Below are 24049 nucleotides of genomic sequence, written 5' to 3' on the forward strand. Positions count from 1 at the left end.
GCGGCAATGGTGGTGACGAGCAGGCGCACTCCGACTACGGAGTTCGCCCCAGTCGATGCGCGGGCTGCCTCGCGGGCCGCGGTCGAAGTGGCGGAGCAGTCTCTCGCGGCGAGTGCCGGTATCGCGGCGCTCGGATCGCTGGCCCACCGTCCACCGTCGCCGGCAGCCTCGCTTCAGGAGCAGCCGGTGGTGGGTGCTGATAGGAGAGTCGAGGGCGCGCACGTATCCTCGCTAGGGCAGGTCATTCACGACCAGCCAGAGGAGAGGTCGATAGTGCGCGAGGAGACGGTAGAAGAGCGTAGGGCGCGCTTTGAGCGTGACGCGCTGCCGTTCCTTGATCAGCTTTACGCGGCGGCCATGCGGATGACGCGCAACCCCACCGATGCCGAGGATCTGGTTCAGGAGACCTTCGTCCGGGCGTTCTCGGCGTTCCATCAGTTCACCGAGGGAACGAACCTCAAGGCGTGGCTGTACCGCATCCTCACGAACACGTTCATCAACACGTACCGCAAGAAGCAGCGCCAGCCCCTGCAGTCGAACAGCGACAGCGTCGAGGACTGGCAGTTGGCCCGGGCCGAGTCGCACATGTCGACGGGTCTGCGCTCGGCCGAGATGGAGGCGCTGGATCACCTCCCGGACAGTGACGTGAAAGAGGCGCTCCAGGCCCTTCCCGAGGACTTCCGGCTGGCGGTATTTTTAGCCGACGTCGAGGGTTTCGCTTACAAGGAGATCGCCGAGATCATGGACACGCCGATCGGCACGGTGATGTCGCGTCTGCACCGTGGGCGCCGGCAACTGCAGGTTCTGCTGGCCGACTACGCCCGCGACCGCGGCCTCATCTCCGTGGACGCCTCATGAGCGCGCCGATGGGATTCGGTCCCGGTGGGATCAACTGCGACGACGTGATCAAGGACGTCTTCCTCTATCTCGACGACGAGTCCGACGCCGCCATGCGCAACCGGATTCGCGACCATCTTGACGATTGCGGGCCCTGCCTTCGCCAGTTCGGAATCGAGCAGGACGTCAAGTCGCTCATCGCCCGTTGCTGCGGGGCGGACGTTGCGCCGTCGGGCCTACGTAACCGGATTCGGGTCCGGATCACCGAGATCTCGGTGGAGATCGCCCACAGCGAATACCTGCCCGAGTAGGGGCGCGAGCTGACCGATGGCAGCTCTGGGGGACCTGCTTGCCCAGCGCAGTTCGCTCTCCGTTGAGCAGACCCTGCACGTGCAGCGTCTCGTCGGCCAGTGGCAGTTGCTGGCCGACCTCTCCTTCGCCGATCTGCTGCTGTGGCTGCCGATCGATGTCGACTCCGACGGGCGTCCAGCGGCATTCCTCTGCGTGGCCCAGTGCCGTCCCACCACCGGCCAGACGGCCTACCTGCATGACGAAGTGGGGTCGACCATCACCGGCGCGCGAGCGATGCCGCTGCAGGTGGCCTTTGCTGAGGGGCGAATCTTCCGGGAGGGTGATCCGGACTGGGACGGTGACCTTCCGATCCGCCGGGAGGCCATCCCGATTCGGGTAGGTAGCGACGTGGTTGCCGTGCTCGGTCGAGACAGCAATCTCGCCAGTGTGCGGAGCCCGAGCCAACTGGAACTGGTCTATCTGCAGAGCGCCGCCGATCTCGCGATCATGGTCGCCGACGGAACCTTCCCGGGCGACGACAGCGGTCCGGAGCAGGCGAGCGGCCCGCGGGCCGGCGACGGGCTGATCCGGGTAGAACGCGATTCGACGATCATCTACGCGAGCCCCAACGCCATCTCGGCCCTGCGTCGCCTGGGGATCGGCGGCAACGTGCTGGGCGAACCGATCGGAGCGCTGGCCAGCTCGATCGCCAATGACCCCTTTGACGCCGGTGATCTCGCCGCGGCGGTCGATGCGGCACTTGCCGGGGGGAGCCCAACTCACGTCGAGCTGGACGGCGGCGGGGCGACCGTGCTCTTCCGGGCGCTCCCACTGCGCCCGGCCGGGGAGCCGCTCGGTGCACTGGTACTGCTGCAGGACAACACCGAACTGCGCCGCCGCGATCTCGCGCTACTGAGCAAGGACGCGACCATCCGCGAGATTCACCACCGGGTCAAGAACAATCTGCAGACGGTGGCTGCCCTGCTGCGGCTGCAGGCGCGCCGGGTGGTCGCTCCGGAGGCGCGGCTGGCGCTGCAGGAGTCGATGCGTCGGATCGCCTCGATCGCCTTGGTACACGAGACACTCTCGGTGTCGCTGGACGAGTCGGTTCCCTTCGACGACATCGTCGATCGGTTGCTGGTGATGCTCAGCGATGTAACCGGCGCGGGGGAGCGGATTCGGCTCTCCCGCGATGGATCCTTCGGCGCGATCGCTGCCGAGATCGCCACCTCGTTGGTACTGGTGCTCACCGAACTCATCCAGAATGCGACCGAACATGCCTTCACCGACACCGAGTCGGGGGCAATCGTGGTCCAGGCAGCCCGCCGAGGCGGAATGCTCGTGGTGATGGTGATTGACGACGGCGTCGGGCTGCCCGACGGATTCACCGCCGACGGGAGCGATCGCCTGGGGCTTCAGATAGTCCAGACCCTGGTCTCAGCGGAGCTGGGTGGCACCTTCGAGATCCATCCGCGTTCGGACGGGCTGCGCGGGACTGAGGTGCGGGTTACGGCGAACCTGCAGCCGGACCGGCGGTGAATCCCGCCGGGTCCGGCTAGCTGGTTGCGATGCGTTCTGCTACTTGTCAGGCCATCCGAGCGCGAGCTCGGGCATTTCGCCGTTTCAATGCGCGACGTTCGTCCTCCGAAAGGGCGCCCCAAATTCCTGCATCCTGCCCGCTCTCAAGTGCCCAGGCCAGGCAATCCTGGGTCACCGGGCAGCGGCGGCAGACGGTCTTGGCCTGCTCGATTTGAAGTAACGCCGGCCCGGTATTCCCAATCGGGAAGAACAGCTCGGGGTCTTCGTCACGGCAGATCGCGCGGTGACGCCAGTCCATGAAATTACGCTCCTCAGGTAGCCGGCGAGGATGATGAGTTTCCTCTGCCGTGCTTGTGAATTCTTTCACGAGCTCGGGTCAGCGGCAAGCGTTTCGCCGTTCGCTGCGGGCGATGTCACGTTGAGGCGCCGGATACACACCGTAAGCGCTTCACGACCCGTACTAAGCGTTACGGAAATTTGGACGATCGGCAAGGGTATTTGTCAGAAACTCGCCAGATCCCGTTGCTGCTCTTAGGAATTAAACGGACATATGCCGCCAAAGTTCAACGAAGCGAGTTGGTCGCTTAGGTGCCGGTGACCGTCTGAATCGATCGACCTGCGAGTCAGATAAGCACCGAGACGGCCCGCGGAACGGACCAGACGCTGATCAGCTCGCGAGGCTCGAGTAGGTCGCCGTCCACCTGTACCGGCATGGGCTCGCTGGCCCGCAGCACCATGGCGCTCACGTCGTTGCGCGTCACGGCGCCCCAGCGAACCTGCCGAGGGTTCGCACGGGCCATCTGGGCCACACCGTGGAGCACGCTCAGCGAGTTCATGCTGGTGCGCGCGTAGAGGCCGAGACCGGTGTCGAAGGTGGTTTTGGGGGTTGGGCGTAGCGGCCGGTTGCCGGCGAAGGTCCACGGGTCGGCGTTGGTGATGATCGCGTTGTGCAGTCCCTCGATCGTTGAGCCGTCAGCGAGTTCGACACTCAACTTCGGATGACGTCGGTCGGAGCCGAAGAACTCTCGCAGCGCCACCCGCGCGTAGAGGGAGTGGGTGGAGCGTTTACCGCGGCGGCGGTTGCGCTCCACACCCTCCACGATCGCCGCGTCGAACCCGATTCCGGCGGCGAAGATGAACCAGCGGCTGTCGATGCGCCCCAGGCTGATGCTGCGGCGCGACTGCGTCCGCATGGCCTCCAGCAACGCGCCGGTCGCCTCGACGGGATCGTTCGGGATTCCGAGCGCGCGAGCGAAGACGTTCGTCGAGCCGGCGGGCACGACCCCCAGTGCGGGTACATCCTCATGGACGCCGTCAGTGAGCAGGCCGTTGACGATCTCATTTATCGTCCCGTCGCCGCCCAGCCCGACGACCGCGTCGACCCGGTCGCGCATCGCCCGGCAGGCTAGCGCGGCGGCGTGTCCGCGGTTGGCCGTCTGCTCGATCTCAACCTCGGCGCTGTTGCCGATTGCGTGGGCCAGGACATCGCGGACCAGGTTGGAGGTGCCGGTTGCCCGCGGGTTAACAATCACCAGCACGCGCACGTTGGGCAGCGTACCCGCCTGGGTAGGCTCGGTCATCATGAGCGAGCCCGTCCCGACCGATCCCGAACCGGACATCGACGTTTCAGTCGACCCGGGTGGCGCCGCCGCCGGAGAGGTGCCCAATGCGCTGCGGTTGGCCGCCGCGGTACTGCTGCTGCAGGCGTTGGGCCTGGTCGTGGCAGCCGCGGTGCTGGTTGTGAAGACCGTCGTCGGCGACCCGGACAGCATCGGTCGTTCGCTCTTCGGTGCTGCGATGGCGGTGCTGACCGCTCTGGTTCTGGTCGGCTGCGCGCGCGGGCTGATGCGGCTGCGCCCGGCGGCTCGCACGCCGATCGTGGTGCTGGAGCTGCTTGCGCTTCCGGTTGCCTACAGCCTCGCCTTCCAGAGCGGGCGCATCGGTTACGGCGCACCGATACTGCTGAGTGCGCTCGGCATCCTGTACCTGCTCTTCACCCCACCGGCCCGCGAGGCGCTCGACCGGGAGATGTAACTCAGGCCCGGTCGGTCGGCTCGGCCGGCGGTGCGGCCACAGGTGCAGCGAGCTCTCCGCGCAGTTTCGTCAGGCTGCGGCTGACCAGTCGCGACACCTGCATCTGAGATACGCCGACGAGCTCCGCGATCTCGGTCTGGGTGCGGCCGGCGACGAATCGCAGCATCAGCACTTCGCGCTCCTGCGGATCGAGCCGGTCGAGCGCTGGGCGCAGTACCGCCCGCTGCTCCACCCGGTCCAACCCGTCATCGATGGTCGCGAGCAACGGATGATCCGAACGGCCACCGCCGGTCTCGGTGAGCACCTCCAACGGCGCGGCCGAATAGGCCCGCGCGGCGTCCAGCGCTTCGAGCACCTCCTCCTCACTGGCCTCGATCCGCACGGCCAGTTCGGCGACGGTCGGCGCCCGGCCGAGTTGCTGACTCAGCTCCGAGCGTGCGCTGTTCAACGTTGTCTGCAGCTCCTGGGCCCGACGCGGGACCTTGATCAGCCATCCCGAATCCCGGAAGTAACGCTTGATCTCCCCGAGGATCGTCGGTGTGGCATAGGTCGAGAACTCCAGACCGCGCTCAGGCTCGAAGCGATCGATCGACTTGATGAGGCCGATGGTGCCGACTTGGACAAGGTCGTGCAGCGGTTCGCCGCGGTCCTTGAAGCGGCGCGCCAGGTACTCGACCAGCGGGAGGTGCAACTCCACCAACTCATCGCGCAGCCGGCGCCGTTCGGCGTCGTTGTCGCTGGCCTGCATCGCCAGCAGCAGCTGATTGGAGCGTTCCTTCGTGATCGCAGACCTGCTGCGGGTGTCTGGCTCGCTCACGGGGTCAGGATCTGGCGACGCTTGGTGAGACGGATCGTGAGCTCCTCGCCCTGGTGCTCGACGTCCAGTTCGTCGGAGACGGCCTCCAACACCGTCCAGGCGAACCCAACCCGATCCGGCTCGGCTCCAGGCTCCGCGCAGACGCTGGTGGTGATCTCGATGCCACCCGAGCTGACCCGGAACCACGACTTGAGCGGGGTGTCGCCGCTGGCATGGGGCAGCAGCAACCCGACCGCCTCATCGACGGCGATCCGCAGGTCGTCGATCTCGTCCACCGTCAGATCGCAGCGGGCGGCGAGGGTAGCGGTGAGCGAGCGAAGCACGGAGATGTACTCCGGCTTGGCGGGGAGGGTCAGCTCCACCTCGTCCGGCAGGGTTTGCGACTCGGTCATGATCTGCTCCTACTCGCGAACTGGGTTCGGGATGTTCCAATGCATGATGACAGGGACCTCGTGCTGGGCTCCCAGCATCGAGGGCGCCGCCGTGTCGAGGGCGAAGCTGGCACCGGCGGTGATCGGCAGGCCGATCCACCTGATGCCCAGTACGCGGCTCATGTGTCCGTGCGCGACGAGAACCACCGGTCCGTCGACTGCGTGCTGTGCCGCGACCGCCAGCACCCGATCGGCCCGGGCCGCAACCTGGGCACCGGTCTCGCCGCCCGGACATCCGTGCGTCCAGACCGTCCAGTCGGGATCCCGTTGGTGAATCTGCTGGCTGGTCAGACCCTCGTAGTCACCGTAGTCCCACTCGGCGAGGTCATCGTCGACGGCGTCGACCCGCAACCCGGCTAGTTCGGCCGTGCGAAGCGCCCGCTGTCGCGGGCTGCTCAGCACCAGGCTGGGCTTGAGATGGCCGACGATGTCACGGACGGCCCGGGCTTGCCGTTCACCCAGCTCGGTGAGCGGCAGGTCGGTCTTGCCGGTGTGCTGTCCGGATCGACTCCACTCGGTCTCGCCATGACGGATCAGCCACACCTCGCTGCTGTCACTGAGTCGACCGCCCCGAGCATGATCGGTGGGTGTGGCCGGGGCCGGCTCCGATTCCTCGGAGCCGGCCCCAGTCAGCGTGGCTTCCTGCGACTTCACGGAACGCGACGTCACCGATGGGAGGGTGCTCAGGCCGCCTTCTTCGTCTCCCAGAAGATCGTGTCGATCTCGGCGATCAGGTCAAGCAGCTTCTGCCCCTCGGCCGGGTCGACCGAGCCCTTGCCGGCGGCGGCGCCGGCCTGCTTGGTGGCCTTGTTGAAGAGCTCGTGCAGCTGCGGGTACTTCTCAAAGTGCGGCGGCTTGAAGTAGTCGGTCCACAGCACCCAGAGGTGGTGCTTGACGAGCTCGGCTCGCTGCTCCTTGATGATGAGGGCCCGGGTGCGGAACACCGGGTCGTCGTTTCCGGCGTACTTCTCCATGATCGCCTTGACCGATTCGGCCTCGATCCGCGCCTGGGCGGGGTCGTACACGCCGCAGGGAAGATCGCAGTGGGCGTGAGCGGTAACGGTCGAACTGCGGAAAGTTTGGAACAAACGCATCAGCGTGCCTCCTGCTTGTACTGGTGATTTCCTTCTTGCGATCGACCCTACTCTGAGCCCGTAACGGCCAGCAGGCAGCATGTGGCATGTGGAATTCCGCGGTGCCCGGCGTGTGCGATGGGGACGAGTACGGGTCAGTGGCCCGTCGATGGTGCCCACGCTGCACTCAGACGACCTCGTGTTGGTCCGCTACCGAGCAGCGATCCGACCGGGAGACGTCGTAGTCGCGCGATTTCATTTGATGCCGGATCGTCTGGTCATCAAGCGTGCGCAGCGTCTGGAAGAAGATGGCTGGTGGTTGGTCAGCGACAATGTGTTTGCCGGCGGTGACAGCGAAGTGCACGGCGTGGCCGAGGTGCTCGGCCGGGCCGCGTTCTACCTGCCGGCGGCCACCCGCGGTTGGAGGCGCTGGCTACCTCATCGGCTGCATCGTGATTGGCCGCCCGGCCCGGCGACGGATCAACCGCGCAGTTCGGCGTAGAACTGCTGGCACTCCTTGATCGTCGGCAGTAGCCCGAGTTCGGCGGCCTCGCTCAGCGACGGAGCCGCGGCGTCCTTGTCAGAGAGGATCGGCGTGAGCTCCGACGGCCAGGGCAGCCCCAGCTCCGGGTCGAGCGGATTGATGCCGAACTCAGCCCCCGGGGTGTAGCCGGTCGAGCAGAGGTAGGTGACGTTGCTGCCCTCTTCCAAGCTGACGAATGCGTGCCCTAGGCCCTCACTGATGTAGACCGCGCGACGGTCCCGGCCGTCCAGCAGCACGCTGTCCCACTCACCGAACGTGGGGGAGCCGACCCGAATGTCAACGATGACGTCGAGGACACTCCCTTTCGGGCAGTAGACGTATTTCCCCTGGCTCGGCGGCACCTTGGCGAAGTGAACACCGCGCAGCACGCCGGTCGCCGAGCTGGAGTGATTGGCTTGGGCAATGGTGAGTGGATGTCCGACCGTCTCGGCGAACACCTCCGCTTTGAACCACTCGAGGAAGAAGCCACGGTCATCGGCGAAGGTGTTGGGAGTGAACTCCCACGCGCCATCGATTTTCAAGGGACGAGTCTGCACCTGACGAAGCTAGCAAACCGAACGGTGACCACTGGGCGACCACAACGCATATTGAGTCGCAATTCTCCCAATACGGGCGCATCCTGAACAGATGGGGTGGCTGGTGTCACGCCGAATTTTCTATCGGTCTTCCACCAGTACGTGACAAACTCAAATGCCCGGGTCGGACCCGAGCATATCTATCCGGCCTATCGAGGCTCGACGACGAGCTAGACGCGATCTAGATGCGCTGTCGTGCCTTGCCATCGAATGTGGGGCGACCGCAGTGCCGTTCGATCCGTCCAGCCCAGTGTTTCGTGCCCACGAGGGTGGGAAGCTCGTCGTGAACTCGACGATCGCGCTCACCGATCGGGAGGCGCTGTCGCTGGCGTACACACCGGGCGTAGCAGAGGTCTGTACGGCCATCGCGGGAGACGAATCGCTCGCGCGCGACTACACCTGGCGTTCACGGTTGGTCGCCGTGGTCAGTGATGGCACCGCGGTGCTGGGCCTCGGAAACCTGGGACCGGCTGCCTCGCTGCCGGTGATGGAGGGTAAGTCAGCGCTCTTTCGCGAGTTCGCGGGGCTGAACTCCGTTCCGATCGTGCTCGCCACCACCGACGTCGACCAGATCGTCGCGACGATCGTGAACATCGCTCCCTCGTTCGGCGGGATCAACCTGGAGGACATCTCGGCGCCGCGCTGCTTCGAGATCGAGGAGCGGCTGCGCAAGCTGCTGCCGATCCCGGTCTTCCACGACGACCAGCACGGCACCGCCATCGTCACCCTGGCGGCATTGCGCAACGCCGCGCGGGTCACCGGACGGGAACTCTCCCAGCTGCGGGTCGTCGTCTCCGGCGCAGGGGCGGCCGGTGTGGCCTGTACCAAGATCCTCCTGGCCGCGGGTATCGGCGACATCGCCGTGGCCGACTCAAAGGGAATCCTCTACAAGGGCCGGGACGGCCTGAACGCGACTAAGCAGGAACTGGCTGAGATCACCAACTTCAGCGGCCTCACCGGCACCCTGGAGGAGGCCCTGGCCGGAGCCGACGTCTTCCTGGGCGTGAGTGCCGGTCGGGTGTCGGAGGAGGCGGTCGCCACGATGGCGCCGGGCGCGTTCATCTTCGCGCTCGCCAATCCGGAGCCCGAGGTCGCTCCGGAGATCGCGCTGAGGTACGCGGCGGTCTACGCGACCGGACGTAGCGACTACCCGAACCAGATCAACAACGTGCTGGCATTCCCGGGCATCTTCGCCGGGGCCTTCGACGCCGGGGCCGGTGCGATCACCGAGAACATGAAGCTCGCCGCCGCCAGCGCGCTGGCCGACGTGGTCGAGCATGAACTCGCCCCCGATCGAATCGTGCCGACGCCGTTCGATCCTCGCGTCGCTCCGGCGGTGGCGGCCGCAGTGGCCGAGCAGGCCCGACACGACGGCATCGCGACGCTGTAACGCGCCATCGGTCGCGCGTGCGACCAATGAATACGGTTTCGTGCTCTGCTGCTCACGGCGTGGCTTCAGGGGGCGAAATTGGCTTCCCGGCCCGTGACAGAGTGGGGGAGTGAAGCGCCGCCCGGTCAAGGAGACACTCCCTAGGTTGATTCCCCGGCTCGGCCAGTTGTATGTGGGCCTCGCGCTCTACGGCCTCTCCAGCGCGTTACTGGTGCGATCGAAACTCGGACTCGACCCCTGGGACGTCTTCCACCAGGGCATCTCGCGGCGCACTCACGTGTCGATCGGTGTCGTGGTCATCCTGGTCGGCGCGTTGGTGCTGCTGCTCTGGATACCACTCGGCCAGCGGCCCGGCCTGGGCACGGTCAGCAATGTGCTGATCGTCGGCAGCGCGCTGAATCTGGCGATCTGGCTGCTTCCCGATCCGCATGCGCTGCCGCTGCGACTGCTCTATCTGTCGGCCGGAATACTGCTCTGCGGGGCCGCGACCGGCCTCTATATCGGTGCCCGCTTCGGTGCCGGACCTCGTGACGGGCTGATGACCGGCATCGCGAAACGCCTCGGCTGCTCGATCCGGCTCGCTCGCACCTGCATCGAGCTCACTGTGCTCGCGGTCGGCTGGTTGCTGGGCGGAACCGTCGGTCTGGGGACGGTGGCCTTCGCGCTCTGCATCGGCCCGCTGAGCCAGCTGTTCCTCGGAATCTTCGCGCCGGCCACCGTCACATCCGAGCCCGTCACATCCGAGCCCGTCACATCCGAGCCCGTCATGGCCGAGGCGAGCCCCTCGCCGGCCCCGTCCAGCCACTCGTCGCGGAGAACTCGTCTGCGGCAAATGTTTACGAAACTCTGATTACCGGATACTTTTACCGAACCAACAGAAGGGCCGGTAAGCGGAGATGGCAGGAACGGGAACGATCGGCGTTGTACTCATCGTCATCGCGGCGGGGGCGTTGCTGCTGATCGCGCTGCGCCAGGGTCGCAACAAGCGGGACGAGTAGGGCTACTCGTCGAGTTCGTCGTCGGCCCGGGCCAGCCAGGTCGCGAATCGGTCGACGGCGATCTCGAAGTCAGGGTGCTCGTCGACGAAGGTCTGCAATCGATCGGCCAGCCAGGCCAGCGTGACCTCCTCCTCGCCGCGGCGACTGCTCAGCTCTTCGATGCCCCGGTCGGTGAAATACATGGATCCGATCTCCTACTCGTCGTCTGCGGCGTACCGGGCACCGAGTTCGTGGCGCACGCCGTCGATGACCTCCAGAATGTCGACCGTGTCGCTCAGCGGCATGATCTCGCTCTGGGTGGCTCCCTCGCGTAGGCAGCGCTGCACCTCGACCAACTCCGGCTGGTAGCCGTTGCCCTGCGTCTGGGCTTCGTGGGTCACCTCGCCGGCGCTGTTGTGAATGACGATCTTGGTGGGGCGATGCACAGATCCGTGGGCCTGGATCCAGCCGTCGCTGCCGACGATGAGGGAGATCGGGTCGGTGCGCGCCTGCGTGCTGCAGGAGAGCTGCGCGTACACACCGTGCGGGTAGCTGAACTGCATGGCCGCCGTGGCGTCGGAGCCGGTGGGGGAGAGACTGCCGCTGGCGAAGACGGCCTCCGGCTGGCCGAGCATCATCCAGACGAAGTTGATCGGGTACACACCAAGGTCGAGCAGGGCGCCCCCGCCGGCCTCGAGATCGAAGAGGCGGTGCGACGGGTCGAACGGGAAGTGGCGGCAGAGTTCGGCCCGCACGCTGTGCACGTCGCCGATGGCCCCGTTGTGCAGGGCGTGGGCGGCGATTCTGAGTAGCGGGTTGAAGCGCAGCCACATCGCCTCCATACAGAAGACGTCAGCCCGCCGGGCCGCCTCGACGACCTCCCGAGCCTGCCGTGCGTTGAGGGTGAACGCCTTCTCGACGAGCACTGATTTACCGGCGTGGATGCAGAGCAGCGCCTGCTCGTGATGCTGGCCGTGGGTGGTGGCGACGTAGACGACATCCACCTCGTCGTCGGCCACCAGCTCGGCGTATGAGCCGTAGGAGCGAGTGACCCCGAACCGTTCAGCGAAGTCAGCGGCGCGCGAGGCATCGCGCGCTGCAACTGCGACGATCTCATGTCCGGGCAGGGCCAGAATGTCGGCGCTCACGGTCGCGGCGATCCCGCCGGCCCCGAGAATGCCCCAGCGGATCGGAGCATCTGCAGCTATTGGCCTCATCCGGACAGGTTAGCCGAGAGCGCTTGCCACCACGTCGTGCTGCTGCGCCTCGTGGACCCGCGACGAGCCGACCGCCGGTGAGGCAGAGGCCTTACGCGACGCCCGTCCAAGCCGCCGGCCGTCCAGGTGCTCCGGCAGGTTGAGTGCGATGAACGGCCAGGCGCCCTGGTTCGCGGGCTCCTCCTGAGCCCAGATCAGCTCGACGTCGCCGTAGCGGGCGAGCTCGGCCCGAATCTCGTCGGCCGGCAGCGGGTAGAGCTGCTCGACCCGCACGATGGCCACGTCCTGACGTGCTTCCCGGGCGGCGACCAGGTCGTAGTAGACCTTGCCCGAGCAGAGCACGACGCGACGAACCGCCGCCGGGTCGACCGTGCTGTCACCGATCACCGGCTGGAACGACCCGTTGGTGAAGTCGTCCAGCTGGCTCACCGCCGCCTTCAGCCGCAGCAGCGACTTGGGCGTGAAGGCGACCAACGGCCGGCGCACCGGCGAGAGCCCCTGGCGGCGCAGCAGGTGGAAGTAGTTCGCCGGCGTGGAGCATATGGCGACCGTCATGTTGTTCTCGGCCGACAGCTGCAGGAATCGCTCCGGACGTCCTGAGGAGTGGTCCGGCCCCTGCCCCTCGTAGCCGTGCGGGAGGAGCAGCGATACTGCGGAGCGCTGTCCCCACTTGGCCTCGCCGGAGGCGATGAATTCGTCGATGATCGTCTGAGCGCCGTCGGCGAAGTCACCGAACTGGGCCTCCCAGCAGACAAGGGCGTCGTCGCGGACGACCGAGTAGCCGTACTCGAAGCCCATCGCGGCGAACTCGCTGAGCAGCGAGTCGTAGACCCAGAACGGGGCCTGGTCCTCGGCCAGGTACCGCAGCGGCGTGTACTCCTCGCCGTCGCTGCGATCGATGAGCACCGCGTGGCGCTGGGTGAATGTCCCGCGCCGCGAGTCCTGGCCGGCCAGGCGAACCGCCCGACCCTCCAGAACGAGTGCGCCGAAGGCGAAGAGCTCGGCGGTTGCCCAGTCCACCGCGCCGTTGCTGGCCATGGCGACCCGGCGGTCGATCTGCGGCTTGAGCCGTGGGTGAATCGTGAAGCCCTCCGGCGGGTTCGCGTAGGCGTCGGCGATCCGCTTGATGGTCTCCATGCTCGTCGCCGTGGTGACGCTCTGCGTGGGGTTGAGGTGGTCGAGCTCCGGCTCCGGGGTCGACTTGCCGGTCGCGTTGCGGGTCTCCAGGAAGACCTTCTCCAACTGCGACTGGAAGTCCTTCAGCGCCGCCTCGGCATCGGAGAGGGTGATGTCGCCGCGACCGACGAGCGCCTCGGTGTAGATCTTGCGGACGCTGCGCTTGGCGTCGATGATGTCGTACATCAACGGCTGGGTGAAGGACGGGTTGTCGGCCTCGTTGTGACCGCGGCGGCGGTAGCAGACCATGTCGATGACGACGTCCTTCTTGAACTCCCGGCGGAACTCCACCGCGAGCTTGGCCACTCGCACGCAGGCCTCGGGGTCGTCACCGTTGACGTGGAAGATCGGCGCGGAGATCATCCGGGCCACGTCGGTGCAGTAGAGGCTCGAACGCGACGAGGTCGGTGAGGTGGTGAACCCGACCTGGTTGTTCACGACGACGTGCACCGTGCCACCGGTGCGGTAGCCGCGCAGCTGGGAGAGATTGAGCGTCTCCGCCACCACGCCCTGGCCGGCGAAGGCCGCGTCACCGTGCATCATCAGCGGGAGCACGGTGAAGCCGTCCTCGCCCTTGTTGAGGACGTCCTGCTTGGCCCGGACGATGCCCTCCAGCACCGAGTCCACCGCCTCCAGGTGCGAGGGGTTGGCGGTGAGTGACACGTCGATGGTCTTGCCGTTGGCCGTCTCGAAGACGCCTTCGGCGCCGAGGTGGTACTTCACGTCGCCCGAGCCCTGGGCGGTGCCCGGGTCGATGTTTCCCTCGAATTCATTGAAGATCTTCGCGTACGGCTTGCCGACGATGTTGGCCAGCACGTTGAGCCGGCCGCGGTGCGGCATGCCGATGACGACCTCCTCCAGGCCCTGCTCAGCGGCCTGGGAGAGGATCGCATCGCAGAGCGCGATGACCGTCTCAGCACCCTCAAGGCTGAACCGCTTCTGCCCGACGTACTTCGTCTGCAGGAAGGTCTCCAGGGCCTCGGCGACGTTGAGCCGGCCGAGGATGTGCAGCTGCTCCTCGCGGTTCGGTGGCGGGCTCGCCACCTCGATGCGCGACTGCAACCAGCGCCGCTGCTCGGGGTCGATGATGTGCATGTACTCAACGCCGACCCGGCGGCAGTAAGCATCGCGCAGCACGCCGAGAACGTCGCGCAGCTTCATCAGCTTCTCGCCGGCGAAGCCGCCGACCGGGAACTCACGGTCGAGGTCCCAGAGGGTGAGGCCGTGCCGGGTGATGTCGAGGTCCGGGTGGGTGCGCACGGTGAATTCGAGCGGGTCGGTGTCGGCCATCAGGTGGCCGTTGGCCCGGTAGGCGTTGATCAGTTCGATGACCCGCGCACTCTTGTCGATCTGACCCTCGTGGCTGACGTCCCGGTCGACCATCCAGCGAATCGGCTGGTACGGGATGCGCAGCGCGGCGAAGATCTCGTCGTAGAAGTCGTCGGCCAGCAGCGCCTGGTGGATCTGACGGAGGAACTCGCCGGACTGGGCACCCTGAATGATGCGGTGGTCGTAGGTCGAGGTGAGCGTCATGATCTTGCTGATCGCGCGTTCGGTGAGGCCCTCGGGGCTCATGCCGCTGAACTCGGCCGGGTACTCCATCGCGCCGACACCGACGATCGTGCCCTGCCCGCTCATCAGTCGCGGCACCGAGTGATTGGTGCCGATCGTGCCCGGGTTGGTGAGGCTGATGGTGGTGCCTGCGAAATCGTCGGCGGTCAGTTTTCCGGCCCGGGCACGGCGGATGATGTCCTCATAGGCCGACCAGAATCCAGCGAAGTCGAGCGTCTCGGCCGCCTTGATGCTGGCCACCACGAGGGCCCGGGAGCCGTCCTTGTTGACCAGGTCGATGGCGATGCCGAGGTTCACGTGTTCGGGCGTGACCACGTTCGGCTTGCCGTTGATCTCGGCGTAGAAGTTGTTCATCTGCGGGGTGCTGGCCAGTGCCTTGACGATCGCGTACCCGATGATGTGGGTGAAGCTGACCTTGCCACCGCGGCCGCGGCGCAGGTGGTTGTTGATGACGACGCGGTTGTCGGCGATCAACTTCGCCGGCACGGCTCGCACGCTGGTGGCCGTCGGGACGGCCAGCGAGCCCTCCATGTTGGTGACGACGCGGGCCGCGGCACCCCGCAGGACCATCTCGTGCGGTCCGTCTGATGGGCTGGGGGAGACTGGTGCGGCCGCCTTCGGCGTCGGTGTGGGGTTGGTCACACGAGCCTGAGGTGCGGCGTCCGAACGGCTCGGAGTGCGCTCTTCGGAGCGCGGTTCACCTTCGTCAGCGGCCGGCGCGGCATGCGATGCCGGGCGGGGGGCGGGTGACTCGGCGGGCAACCCACCGGCCGGTGCCGGTGCCGGTGCGGCGACGGGCTGGGCCGCGTCGGCCGGCGTGCCGAGCACGCCACCGGGGCGGAAGTCGGCGAAGAACTCGTGCCACGCCGGGTCGACACTCGCCGGATTCTCCCGGTATCTGTCGTACATCTCCTCGACGAGCCACTCGTTCGCGCCGAAGTCGTTGGTGACTACTGCTGTGCTTTCGTTGCCTGTGGACTGATTGGTCGCCACGTTCGTCCGGCCGCCTTGGGTGATAAATCCGTTGGATAGATTGAGTTGGAGGCCGCATTTCTGCGGCTGAACCATCCAAAAGCTTACGCCGGAGTAGGCCCTTCCTCAGGTTGACTTCGCCACTAGCCGAAGTGACTTTGCTCGAATTCCAACGTTGGGCGCAGGCCCCGGCGAGTCCGAACTGGTGGGTATCTCAGGTGATGTCCCGATTCATCGACAGCGTGGCACCGATGATCGACAGTCCGAGCGCCCACGCCAGCAGTACGAGGCAGCCGAGCGCCGGCGAGAGGAGCGTGTACGCGTTGTCGTTTCCGGCGGACGTGCGCGAGGTGGTGTCGAGGATCGCCGCTGAGGCCCCGCCGGGCAGGTAGGGGTACACGTTTCGGACGTAGGGGATCAGCGACAGGATCGGCTCGACGATGATCACGTAGATGATCGCCACCACCATCGCGACGATCTGGTTGCGCACCAGCGCCCCGAAGCCGAGGCCGACCAGCCCCCAGAGCGTCACCGCGAAGAGCACCCCGGCGAAGGCACTGATCAGGTGGTCGTCGGTGAGCGAGACCGGGACGTTCTTCGCGCTCAGCCACGGCAGCGCGATGGCGCAGGAGACCACGATGGCGATAGCGCTGTAAGCGGCCCCGACGAGGGCGTAGGCGCCGAGCTTCGCCGCCACCACCTTCACTCGCGATGGCGTCGCGAGCAGCGTGGGGGTGATGGTCTGATAGCGGAACTCGGCCGTCACCGCGAGCACTCCGAGCACCAGCGAACCGATGAAGGCCGACTGCCCGGAGAGAAAGATGTCCCGGATATTGCTCGGATCGAAGGTTCCGTCGTGGGTGTCGCCGATGATCCGTCCAACGACCGACAGCGACGTGAGTGCGATGACCGCGATGAGCATCCAGAACCACAGCTGCGTGCTCCGCAGCTTGCGTCCTTCGGCGCGGATCAGACGGCCCATGGGTCACCCCCGGCCGGACCGGCGGGCGGCTGGTTCCCCGGCGGTGGTTGGTAACCCGGCGGTGCTTGATTGCCGGGCGGTGCTTGATTGCCGGGCGGTGCTAGGTAACCCGGCGGCGGCTGGTAGTACACCTGAGGTGGCCCCGCTGGCTGGCCGGATGGGTACTGCCCGGCGCCCGGGGTCAGGTCGTTCGCGGCGAAGGCCCCCTGGGTGAGGGAGAAGAAGAGCTTCTCCAGGTCGAAGCGCTCCAAGCTCAGCTCGTGCAGTTCGATGTTGTTGACGAAGGCGATGTGGCCGACCCGGGCCTGATTGCCGCCGGGGACCCGGACGTGGGTCGGGTCGTGCAGTTCGACGGCGATTCCCTCCCGTCGCAGCGCCTCGGACAGTTGCGGTGCCGACGGCGATCGGACGACCACGGTGTCTCCGTTCTCGGCCAGTTCGGCGATCGAACCCTGTCGTACCAGACGGCCCTGATTGAGGATCACCACCCGGTCGGCCACCGCCTGGACCTCAGCGAGCTGATGGCTGGAGACCAGGATGGTGCGCCCCTCGGATGCGAGATGGCGGAAGAAGCCGCGTAGCCAGCGGATGCCCTCCGGATCGAGGCCGTTGGCCGGCTCGTCCAGAATCAGCACCCTCGGGTTGCCGAGCAGCGTCGCGGCCAGACCGAGCCGCTGCCGCATGCCCATCGAGTAGCCGCGCACCTTCTTGCGACCGACCGGCCCCAGACCCACGAGGTCGAGCACCTCGTCGGCCCGGTTGTCCGGGAGACCGGCCGCGGCGCAGTAGACCCGCAGATGATTACGTCCAGAACGTGCGGGGTGAAAGCTCGACGCCTCCAGCGCCGCACCGACGACCCGCAGCGGGTTCTCGATGTCGTGATAGCGCAGGCCACCGATCGTCGCGCTGCCACCGGACGGGCGTACCAGGCCGAGGAGCATGCGCAGCGTGGTGGTCTTGCCGGCGCCATTGGGGCCGAGGAACCCGGTGACCGACCCGGGCTCGACCGTGAAGCTCAGCGAGTCCACCGCTCGTGTCGACCCAAACGTCTTGGTGAGGTCCTGAACGACGATGCGGCCGTCGGCCGGGGGTGTCGGTGGGGGCTGGAGCGACGCATTGGCTGTGTCGGTCATGAACGCCATCCAACCACGGTCGGTGACCGGGTGGAACAGGTTGGCCGGCCAGGATTTCCCGTCGTCCATATTTTTATTGCTGGTCCGGGGCGCCGTCGCCGTCCGGTTGCAGAACGTGCTCTCGGCCGGGCGTATCGGAAGTGCCGGGGTGCTGTGCACCCTTTAGGCTGTGCCGGTGCTAGCCAGCCTCTACCTCATCGCCGCGACGATCGCCGGCTTCTCGGTGGTGACCCGTTTGATGCCGGCCGCGCCGACGATCGTGCGCCTTCCGGGCGGCATGCTGGTGGGCATCGTCGTCACTGCCTGGACGACCTTCGGCGTGGCTTACGTGCTCTCTCCCCACACCGGCCGGGCGCTGTACTACGGGCTGATCACCTCGCTGGTGCTGAGTCTCGCCGTCATCGGGATCTTCGGTCGTAACCTCCGACCGCGGCATCTGCGCGTCGGCTGGTTCGAGGCGATCTTCGCGCTGCTCTCCTTCATCTTCTCCTACTGGATGATCGGCAACCGGCTCAGCTACGACCCGACCGGCAAGCACTACCTGCAGGTGTCGGCCAACACCTGGGGAGACTTCGGGCTGCACATCGCGCTCTCCCGATCCTTCTCGCTGGGCTCCAACTACGCCCCCACCGAGTACCCGTTCTTCGCCGGCGAGCCGATTCGCTACCACTTCGGCTACGACTTCTTCGCCGGTGCGCTGCAGAGCGGCGGGATGTCGGTTCTCAATTCCTTCAACGTGCCGGCCACGCTCGGCTTCACCACCGTGATGCTGATGCTCTTCGCCACCGCCCGGATGCTCTTCGGGCCGAAGCCCGAGGCACAGGTTCGCTGGTGGCGGGACAAGGGCATCGGTGCCGGCCTGATCGCGGCGCTGCTGGTGATGACCAACCAGTCGCTGGAGTGGCTGCGGTTCATCTCCGACGACGCCCACGGCAGCATCTCGGCGGCCCTGCACCCGAGTCTGCTCTGGGCGCACAAGGGTTATCTGTCGGGCGGCCCGTACACCAATGACCGCATCTCGATGTTCAACACGATCAACGTCTACATGACACAGACGCATTTGATCGTGGCGATGGGTTTCGTTCTCTTCATCGTCTACGCGCTGCTGGATCAGCTCCGCAACGGTGTCTGCATGGACCGTCGGTTGCTGCTGTTCTTGGGCGTGACCTTCGGGATGTCGTTCTGGCTCAACGGTGTCCTCTGGATCGCCGCCTCGGTCTTCTTCGGATCGTTGTTGGCCATCTACGCGATCTGCGCCTGCTGGCGGCAGCGGCAGAATGCCAAACCCAACCGAAGGCGGGAAGTGGTCCGGTTCGAGGCGCTGAGCTGGATCAAGGTCGCCGCCTGCTTCCTGGTACCGGCCCTGCTGATCGGCGTCCCGCAGGCGGTCTGGCTCAACGGCGGGAGCACCGACGGCGGCTCGCTGACCCTGCACATCGGCTACTTGGTCTGCTCCTCGACAACCGCACCCTGTCACGTCCGCGGTGAGATGAATCTGCTCTCGCTGACCGACTGGAGTTCCTTCCTGCAGTATTGGTGGCTCAACGAGGGGCTGCTCATCCCGCTGCTGATCCTGGCTTTCGTGCTCGGAAACCGCCGGGACAAGAAGATCATCACGGCGATCACGGCGATCTTCATCTGGGGGAGCCTCTTCCAGCTCGGACGTGACCTGGGTGGGCAGAACCACAAGGTCATCAATCTGTGGGAGAACCTGAGCGGCCTCTTCGTCGGATTCGTTCTGGTGGAGCTCTGGACCATCGGCGCTCGGGTTGCCAAGGAGCAGCACGCCAAGCGGCGCCTGGTGGGGATCGCGGCCAAGGTCGGCGTTGTATTCATGCTGATTTTCCTCACCGTCTCCGGCCTGCCGGACTTCATGGCAGCGAAGAACGACTTCAAGGTGAGCGTCTTCGGCGACGACAACGAGCACGAGATCATCCACTGGATCGATGCGAACACCCCGGGTAAATCGGTGTTCCTGGTCGACTTCGATCAGCTCTACACCGCGCCGACGATGGCCGGGCGGGGCATCGTGCTCGGCTACTCCTCCTGGGCGTCGAGTGCCGGCTACGACATCGCGCCGCGCGAGGCGCTGATCAAGGCCGTCTACGAGGCCGCCGATCGCGCCACTGCGTGCAAACTACTCACCGCGAACGGGGTCGACTATGTGGTCGTTGGGCCGGAGGAGCGGTCGACGCACAACTTCAAGTTGAACGCGGCGCTCTTCGACCAGTTCGTCCTGGCCAAGAACGCCGGCGGCCCTGACGGTTACAGCGTGTACGACGTCAGCAAGTCCTGCTGACGCCGACTGACCGCGGCCGATCGCTGCCGGTAGGCAGTGGCCGGTAGACAGTGGCCGGTAGGCAGCGGCTAGTAGGCCCATTGCCCGATGGCGAACAGCGATGTGAAGAGCCCCAGAAAGAGGATCGACCAGACACTCACCAGCATCGCGACGATACGATTGCGGCCGACCTTCGCCAGCAGAATGAAGATCGGGAAGAGGGTGAGGGTGTAGCGCGGCGTCGAGAGAATGTAGCTGGTGCTGGTGAAGAGCAGCCAGTTTCCGGTCATCCAGATGGCGTACGAGGGGCGCAGCCAGATCCAGGTGGCGATCGTCGCCACCGCTCCGATCACGATGTAGAGCAATTCTTGGTCGACGAGCATCTGCTTGTCACCCGGCTTGGCGCCGTGGCCCGCCTCGATCTTGGAGTGGATGCCGGTCCATGGCCACTGCAGGGTCTTGTACCAGTGCTCCCGCTGTACCGTCATGAACGCGAACGGGCGCCCGTAGACGTGATAATTCATGTAGAGGTAGACCGCGACTCCGAGGCCGGCCAGCGCGATCCAGAGCCACTGCAACCGGATACGCCCGGTCGCCCGGTACTGGCTGTAGGCCTCGACGGCGAGTGCGGGCAGCAGCACCAGACCGTTGATGCGGGTCAGAGTGGCGAGCGCGCCGGCGATGCCGGCCAGCAGCCACTTGTCCATACGGGCGGCCAGGAAGGTGCCGAGGATGCAGGCCATGAAGAGGCTCTCGGTGTACGGCAGGTGCAGAAAGTAACTCGTCGGAAAAATAAGGAAGAACCAGACGGCGCGCAGCGCTAGTTCGCTGTCGCCGCTATCACCTCGGACCAGGTAGCCGAGTAGCAGCGCCGCGGCGATCGACGCGACCGTAGAGACCGCGAAGGCGGCGAGCAGGTAGTTGCCGCCGAGGGGGACGGCAAAGATTCGGACCATCCACGGATAGCCGGGGAAGAACACCACGAAGTTGGCCGGATCGCCGCTGGTCTGGTATCCGTACTGGGCGATCGATAGGTAGTGGGGCGCGTCCCATCGGTTCCAGATGTCGAACCGCGCGCTCATTGAGTTGAAGCCGGTGTTACTGAACACCTCGTTGGCGATGACGCCGATCATGTAGATGAAGAGCTTCACACCCAGGACGAGGGCGACGATCGGCCCGGCGAACGCGCGGAACTCAGACGGCGCCTCAGCGGTGCCCCAGAACCTGGCCAGCCAATCGGGAGGGGTGGATCCGACCGGCGCCGTCACCTTCTTGCCGGGCCGTTTGCTCGCTGCCTTCTTGTTCAAAGTGCTCGTTCCCACTGTCCGCTCCCTCGCTCGGTCGCCAAAATCTAGCAGGCCCCGTTACCGACGGGTAGGTTTCGCCGGTCGGCGGGACAGCCTCAAGTAAGTAGCTCAGCGGTCGAACGGACGGCGGCGCCGGCGTCGCCCAATGCGGCCATGAACGCCCCATGAACGGTGCGTCCGGGGATCGTCTCGCCCGCGAACTCCAGATCCGGAGCAGCACAGGCATCGTGCACGACGGTGACGGCCAGGCCTCGGTCCAGGGCGGCCCGAGTGGTGGCGTCGACGCACATGCTGCTCATCATTCCGGCGACGACCAGATCGTCGACCCCGGCCAGTGCGCCGGCGAGTTCAGTGCCTTGAAATCCGTTCGGCTCGGCCTTCTGCAGTACCGTCTCGCCAGTGCGTGGTGCGACCAGCGGGTGGATCTCGACCCCGTCGGTGCCCGGAATCATGAACTGGGCGTCCGGGGCGTCCCAGACATGTTGAAGGTGGATCACCAGCTCGCCGCTGGCCCGGAAGAGGGCCAGCAGCTCGGCCGCCTTCCCGGCGGCCGCCTCCGGGGCGACCAGTGGGTAGGCACCGCCCGGAAAATAGTCGCGCTGGATGTCGATGATCAACAGGCCACGGCTCACTGATGCTCTCCTCACCGGCCGGAACGTCCCCGGCTGTGCTGCAAGTACATCAGAGGCCACCTGCCATCGACGAGAACGCCTCGGACGGCGTATGCGCCCGATCATCTCGTTTGAGGCACGGGCGATGCGGGTACCTGAATCGAGTCAGAGTTGACCGCACCCAGAGAAAGCGACATCGCATGCCACCCACAACTCGAAAGTCCAACGTCAAGACCCTCAAGTTCACCGTGCCGGGGATGGCTCAGGCGGACGCGAAGTCGGTGGTCGCGATCCTGCAGGAGCGCCTCGATGCCCTGAACGACCTGGCGTTGACGCTGAAGCACGTTCACTGGAACGTGGTCGGACCGAACTTCATCGGCGTGCACACGATGATCGATCCCCAGGTCGAGGCGGTGCGGCTGATGGCCGACGCCACCGCCGAGCGGATCGCTGCGTTGGGTGGTTCCCCGGCCGGCACTCCGGGTGGCTTGGTCTCCCGGCGCACCTGGGACGACTACAGCATCGACCGGGCCGACGCGATCGCCCACCTGGGCGCGCTGGATGTCGTCTATGACGGCTTGGTGAAGGCGCATCGTAAGGCGATTGCCGACACTGAGGAGCCGGACCCCGTTACCCAGGACATGCTTATCGGCCAGTCCCACCAGCTCGAGCAGTTCCACTGGTTTGTCCGAGCGCACCTGGAGAACTCCTCGGGCGTTCTCTCCACGGCCGGTGCCGTGGCCGAGAAGCCGGCGGCCCGTCGCGCCCGACGGTGACCCGGTAGTTCCTCTAGTCAGTCGCGAGAGTCAGCGATGGGGACCTCGTCCGAAGATGGACGGGGTCCGCATTGCATTCGGTCTTCGCTATTCGTCGGTTTGCAGCGGCACGTCGAATGAGACGCAGACGCCGTTGCCGGTCGAGGCTGCGTCTCGAACCCGCAGTGTCACGCCGCGTCGCTGCATCTCCACGATGAGCTCCACCCGGCGTCCGGTCTGCGCGATCAGGTTGGCGATCATGCCGCTCGCGGCTTGGGTCGCGGCATCGACGATGGGCTGGGGGAGTTCGTAGGGCAGGCAGAGGTCGCGAACGAGCTTTGCCGCCGTGAACGGCGCTGCGTCCGAGGGGCGGAAGGCCATGGTGCCCCGGAGGACGACTTCATGGGTGACGTAGGTCGTAGGGCGAGTCGTCACGCCGATTTCGGTCATCGCATTCCTCACACGCCGGGTTAGTGAGGGATAGATGCCCAGATTTACGCTTTCCAAACATGAGCCCGAACAGGCGCCCCGGTGCTATTCGACCGGCAGCTTCTCCACAGGCCACGCGTCGATCAATCCCGTGAGGTCGAGAATCCGGGTGACGCGCGGGGACAGCGACTGCAGGACGAAGTCGACATCCGCATCGGAGGCATTGCCGGCCAACTCGACGACGGCGCCGATGCCGGTCGAATCGATGAAATCGATCTCTGCCATGTTCAGCACCAAGGCCGTGGTGGAGGCGTCGCTGATGGTCTGCCGTGCCTGATCGAGCAGCGAGCTCCGTGTGGCCAGGTCGAGTGCTCCGACAAGGTGCAGCACGCTGCGATTCGTCTCGTCGGTGCTGCTGGTGATCGTGAGGTCCATGCGCAGAGTGTACGAGGCCGTCGTCAGGCGCTGCGGAGTTCGAACCAGACGGTCTTACCGGGTGGCGGGTCCGCCGGGATGACGCCCCAGTCGGCGGCGACTGCGTCGACGATGAGCAGCCCCCGCCCATTCGGCACGCTGGAGTGCGATTTGACTCGGCTCGCTGGGATCGGATCGCCCTCGTCGCTGACTGCGAGCGTCATGCCGGAGGTTGAGAGGCGGATCTGCAGGGTGATCGTTGGACGGCCGTGCAGGAGCGCATTGGTTACCAACTCGGAGACCAGCAATTCGGCGTCGGCCACCAACGAGGGTGCCAACCGCCCAAGGTGTTCGGCGACGAAGGCGCGCGCGATCGCCGGGGCGTCACGGGTCTGAGGCAGTGAGATGACCACCGGGGATTGAGTCATCCGGCCGACCTCGCGTCGGCATCGGTGGCCTGACCAGCCCGCTCTCGGACATCCGCCAGCGGCGCGGGGTCGAAGACGGCGGTCTCGACGCCGACGGGGGTCGCACCGCCTTCGCTCACTCCGTCATCATGCCTGCCTGCGACCTCATCGGCTAATAGGTGGTCGCCGGTGGCGTGCCTCGACCGGTCACGGGGCGGCGTCGGGGATCACAGTTCCGATCGGATTGCCACTGGCCGGTTCTGGGTATCGGGGAGGACAAGCAAGCCA

General features: G+C 66.1%; 27 protein-coding genes. 9 read left to right on the top strand and 18 right to left on the bottom strand.

The annotated features are described in order from the left end of the window. The first annotated feature begins 6 nt into the window (after nt 1–6). The 3 genes from CPH63_RS12605 to CPH63_RS12615 are packed head-to-tail and all read left to right on the top strand — an operon-like array spanning nt 7 to nt 2667. Nucleotides 7–858, top strand: coding sequence for a sigma-70 family RNA polymerase sigma factor (locus CPH63_RS12605; protein ID WP_371364944.1), 852 nt, complete (start codon nt 7–9; stop codon nt 856–858). A gap of 8 nt (nt 859–866) precedes the next feature. Further along, nucleotides 867–1148 (top strand): mycothiol system anti-sigma-R factor, encoded by a 282-nt coding sequence (gene rsrA / locus CPH63_RS12610; protein ID WP_091358818.1) that lies wholly within the window; start codon nt 867–869, stop codon nt 1146–1148. 16 nt (nt 1149–1164) lie between these two features. Beyond that, a complete protein-coding gene (locus CPH63_RS12615; protein ID WP_096303274.1) occupies nt 1165–2667 on the top strand; it encodes a sensor histidine kinase in 1503 nt (500 codons plus the stop codon). 46 nt (nt 2668–2713) lie between these two features. On the opposite strand, the gene CPH63_RS12620 is transcribed toward CPH63_RS12615, so the two are convergent. Both CPH63_RS12620 and CPH63_RS12625 read right to left on the bottom strand, forming a co-directional pair. Continuing rightward, nucleotides 2714–2965, bottom strand: coding sequence for a WhiB family transcriptional regulator (locus CPH63_RS12620; protein ID WP_091358813.1), 252 nt, complete (start codon nt 2963–2965; stop codon nt 2714–2716). Nucleotides 2966–3290: 325 nt separating this feature from the next. Beyond that, nucleotides 3291–4250, bottom strand: a complete 960-nt coding sequence (locus CPH63_RS12625) for a diacylglycerol kinase family protein (protein WP_157749513.1) — start codon at nt 4248–4250, stop codon at nt 3291–3293. On the opposite strand from CPH63_RS12625, the gene CPH63_RS22300 reads away from it, so the two are divergent. Continuing rightward, a complete protein-coding gene (locus CPH63_RS22300; RefSeq protein WP_157749514.1) occupies nt 4249–4701 on the top strand; it encodes a hypothetical protein in 453 nt (150 codons plus the stop codon). The two genes, CPH63_RS12625 and CPH63_RS22300, sit on opposite strands and share 2 nt — an antisense overlap. Before the next feature lies 1 nt (nt 4702). On the opposite strand, the gene CPH63_RS12635 is transcribed toward CPH63_RS22300, so the two are convergent. The 4 genes from CPH63_RS12635 to sodN form a co-directional block, all read right to left on the bottom strand. Continuing rightward, a complete protein-coding gene (locus CPH63_RS12635; protein ID WP_206745542.1) occupies nt 4703–5518 on the bottom strand; it encodes a SigB/SigF/SigG family RNA polymerase sigma factor in 816 nt (271 codons plus the stop codon). Beyond that, complete coding sequence (locus tag CPH63_RS12640; RefSeq protein ID WP_096303277.1) at nt 5515–5910, bottom strand: ATP-binding protein; 396 nt, start codon at nt 5908–5910, stop codon at nt 5515–5517. The genes CPH63_RS12635 and CPH63_RS12640 overlap by 4 nt, the downstream gene beginning before the upstream one ends. A 9-nt stretch (nt 5911–5919) precedes the next feature. After that, nucleotides 5920–6492 carry an acid phosphatase gene (locus CPH63_RS12645; RefSeq protein WP_096305124.1) on the bottom strand — a complete coding sequence of 191 codons (573 nt, stop codon included), beginning with the start codon at nt 6490–6492 and terminating at the stop codon, nt 5920–5922. A 140-nt stretch (nt 6493–6632) separates the two neighbouring features. Beyond that, nucleotides 6633–7043: a superoxide dismutase, Ni gene (gene sodN / locus CPH63_RS12650; protein WP_096303278.1), complete on the bottom strand. Its 411-nt coding sequence runs from the start codon at nt 7041–7043 to the stop codon at nt 6633–6635. Between the two features lie 79 nt (nt 7044–7122). Between sodN and CPH63_RS12655 the strand changes: the two genes are divergently transcribed. Beyond that, nucleotides 7123–7524: a S24 family peptidase gene (locus tag CPH63_RS12655; protein ID WP_096303279.1), complete on the top strand. Its 402-nt coding sequence runs from the start codon at nt 7123–7125 to the stop codon at nt 7522–7524. Here the strand turns inward: CPH63_RS12655 and rfbC are convergent. Further along, nucleotides 7503–8102, bottom strand: a complete 600-nt coding sequence (gene rfbC / locus CPH63_RS12660) for a dTDP-4-dehydrorhamnose 3,5-epimerase (protein ID WP_096303280.1) — start codon at nt 8100–8102, stop codon at nt 7503–7505. The two genes, CPH63_RS12655 and rfbC, sit on opposite strands and share 22 nt — an antisense overlap. Before the next feature lie 229 nt (nt 8103–8331). Between rfbC and CPH63_RS12665 the strand changes: the two genes are divergently transcribed. Further along, nucleotides 8332–9531 (top strand): NADP-dependent malic enzyme, encoded by a 1200-nt coding sequence (locus tag CPH63_RS12665; protein ID WP_371364949.1) that lies wholly within the window; start codon nt 8332–8334, stop codon nt 9529–9531. A gap of 109 nt (nt 9532–9640) precedes the next feature. Then, entirely contained in the window at nt 9641–10381 is a 741-nt protein-coding gene (locus CPH63_RS12670) for a YitT family protein (RefSeq protein WP_197704333.1), read from the top strand. Nucleotides 10382–10531: 150 nt separating this feature from the next. Here the strand turns inward: CPH63_RS12670 and CPH63_RS12675 are convergent, their stop codons facing one another. The 5 genes from CPH63_RS12675 to CPH63_RS12695 form a co-directional block, all read right to left on the bottom strand. Continuing rightward, nucleotides 10532–10711 (bottom strand): DUF6104 family protein, encoded by a 180-nt coding sequence (locus tag CPH63_RS12675; protein ID WP_096303283.1) that lies wholly within the window; start codon nt 10709–10711, stop codon nt 10532–10534. Between the two features lie 12 nt (nt 10712–10723). Continuing rightward, nucleotides 10724–11725 (bottom strand): Gfo/Idh/MocA family protein, encoded by a 1002-nt coding sequence (locus CPH63_RS12680; RefSeq protein WP_096303284.1) that lies wholly within the window; start codon nt 11723–11725, stop codon nt 10724–10726. 9 nt (nt 11726–11734) lie between these two features. Then, nucleotides 11735–15466, bottom strand: a complete 3732-nt coding sequence (locus CPH63_RS12685; RefSeq protein ID WP_241895643.1) for a multifunctional oxoglutarate decarboxylase/oxoglutarate dehydrogenase thiamine pyrophosphate-binding subunit/dihydrolipoyllysine-residue succinyltransferase subunit — start codon at nt 15464–15466, stop codon at nt 11735–11737. A 193-nt stretch (nt 15467–15659) separates the two neighbouring features. Further along, nucleotides 15660–16427, bottom strand: coding sequence for an ABC transporter permease (locus CPH63_RS12690; RefSeq protein WP_096303286.1), 768 nt, complete (start codon nt 16425–16427; stop codon nt 15660–15662). Beyond that, a complete protein-coding gene (locus tag CPH63_RS12695) occupies nt 16415–17719 on the bottom strand; it encodes an ABC transporter ATP-binding protein (protein WP_241895644.1) in 1305 nt (434 codons plus the stop codon). The genes CPH63_RS12690 and CPH63_RS12695 overlap by 13 nt, the downstream gene beginning before the upstream one ends. Before the next feature lie 10 nt (nt 17720–17729). On the opposite strand from CPH63_RS12695, the gene CPH63_RS12700 reads away from it, so the two are divergent. Beyond that, nucleotides 17730–19859, top strand: coding sequence for a hypothetical protein (locus CPH63_RS12700; RefSeq protein ID WP_096303287.1), 2130 nt, complete (start codon nt 17730–17732; stop codon nt 19857–19859). A gap of 68 nt (nt 19860–19927) precedes the next feature. Here the strand turns inward: CPH63_RS12700 and CPH63_RS12705 are convergent, their stop codons facing one another. Then, nucleotides 19928–21160 carry a mannosyltransferase family protein gene (locus tag CPH63_RS12705; RefSeq protein WP_157749515.1) on the bottom strand — a complete coding sequence of 411 codons (1233 nt, stop codon included), beginning with the start codon at nt 21158–21160 and terminating at the stop codon, nt 19928–19930. A gap of 80 nt (nt 21161–21240) precedes the next feature. Continuing rightward, the gene (locus tag CPH63_RS12710; protein ID WP_197704334.1) at nt 21241–21777 is read right to left on the bottom strand and encodes a cysteine hydrolase family protein; all 537 of its coding nucleotides are present in this window, start codon (nt 21775–21777) and stop codon (nt 21241–21243) included. Between the two features lie 179 nt (nt 21778–21956). Here CPH63_RS12710 and CPH63_RS12715 point away from each other — a divergent pair, with 179 nt between their 5' ends. Beyond that, entirely contained in the window at nt 21957–22532 is a 576-nt protein-coding gene (locus tag CPH63_RS12715) for a Dps family protein (protein ID WP_096303290.1), read from the top strand. Between the two features lie 87 nt (nt 22533–22619). On the opposite strand, the gene CPH63_RS12720 is transcribed toward CPH63_RS12715, so the two are convergent. The 4 genes from CPH63_RS12720 to CPH63_RS23430 all read right to left on the bottom strand — a co-directional run bounded on the left by CPH63_RS12720 (nt 22620) and on the right by CPH63_RS23430 (nt 23901). After that, complete coding sequence (locus tag CPH63_RS12720; RefSeq protein ID WP_096303291.1) at nt 22620–22961, bottom strand: hypothetical protein; 342 nt, start codon at nt 22959–22961, stop codon at nt 22620–22622. Between the two features lie 84 nt (nt 22962–23045). Beyond that, the gene (locus CPH63_RS12725) at nt 23046–23375 is read right to left on the bottom strand and encodes an STAS domain-containing protein (RefSeq protein WP_096303292.1); all 330 of its coding nucleotides are present in this window, start codon (nt 23373–23375) and stop codon (nt 23046–23048) included. Nucleotides 23376–23398: 23 nt separating this feature from the next. Beyond that, nucleotides 23399–23782: an ATP-binding protein gene (locus tag CPH63_RS12730; protein ID WP_096303293.1), complete on the bottom strand. Its 384-nt coding sequence runs from the start codon at nt 23780–23782 to the stop codon at nt 23399–23401. Beyond that, nucleotides 23779–23901, bottom strand: a complete 123-nt coding sequence (locus CPH63_RS23430; protein ID WP_256385781.1) for a hypothetical protein — start codon at nt 23899–23901, stop codon at nt 23779–23781. Before CPH63_RS23430 ends, CPH63_RS12730 begins: the two co-directional genes overlap by 4 nt. Nucleotides 23902–24049: the final 148 nt, after the last annotated feature.

This window comes from Jatrophihabitans sp. GAS493, assembly GCF_900230215.1.
GTDB lineage: Bacteria > Actinomycetota > Actinomycetes > Mycobacteriales > Jatrophihabitantaceae > MT45.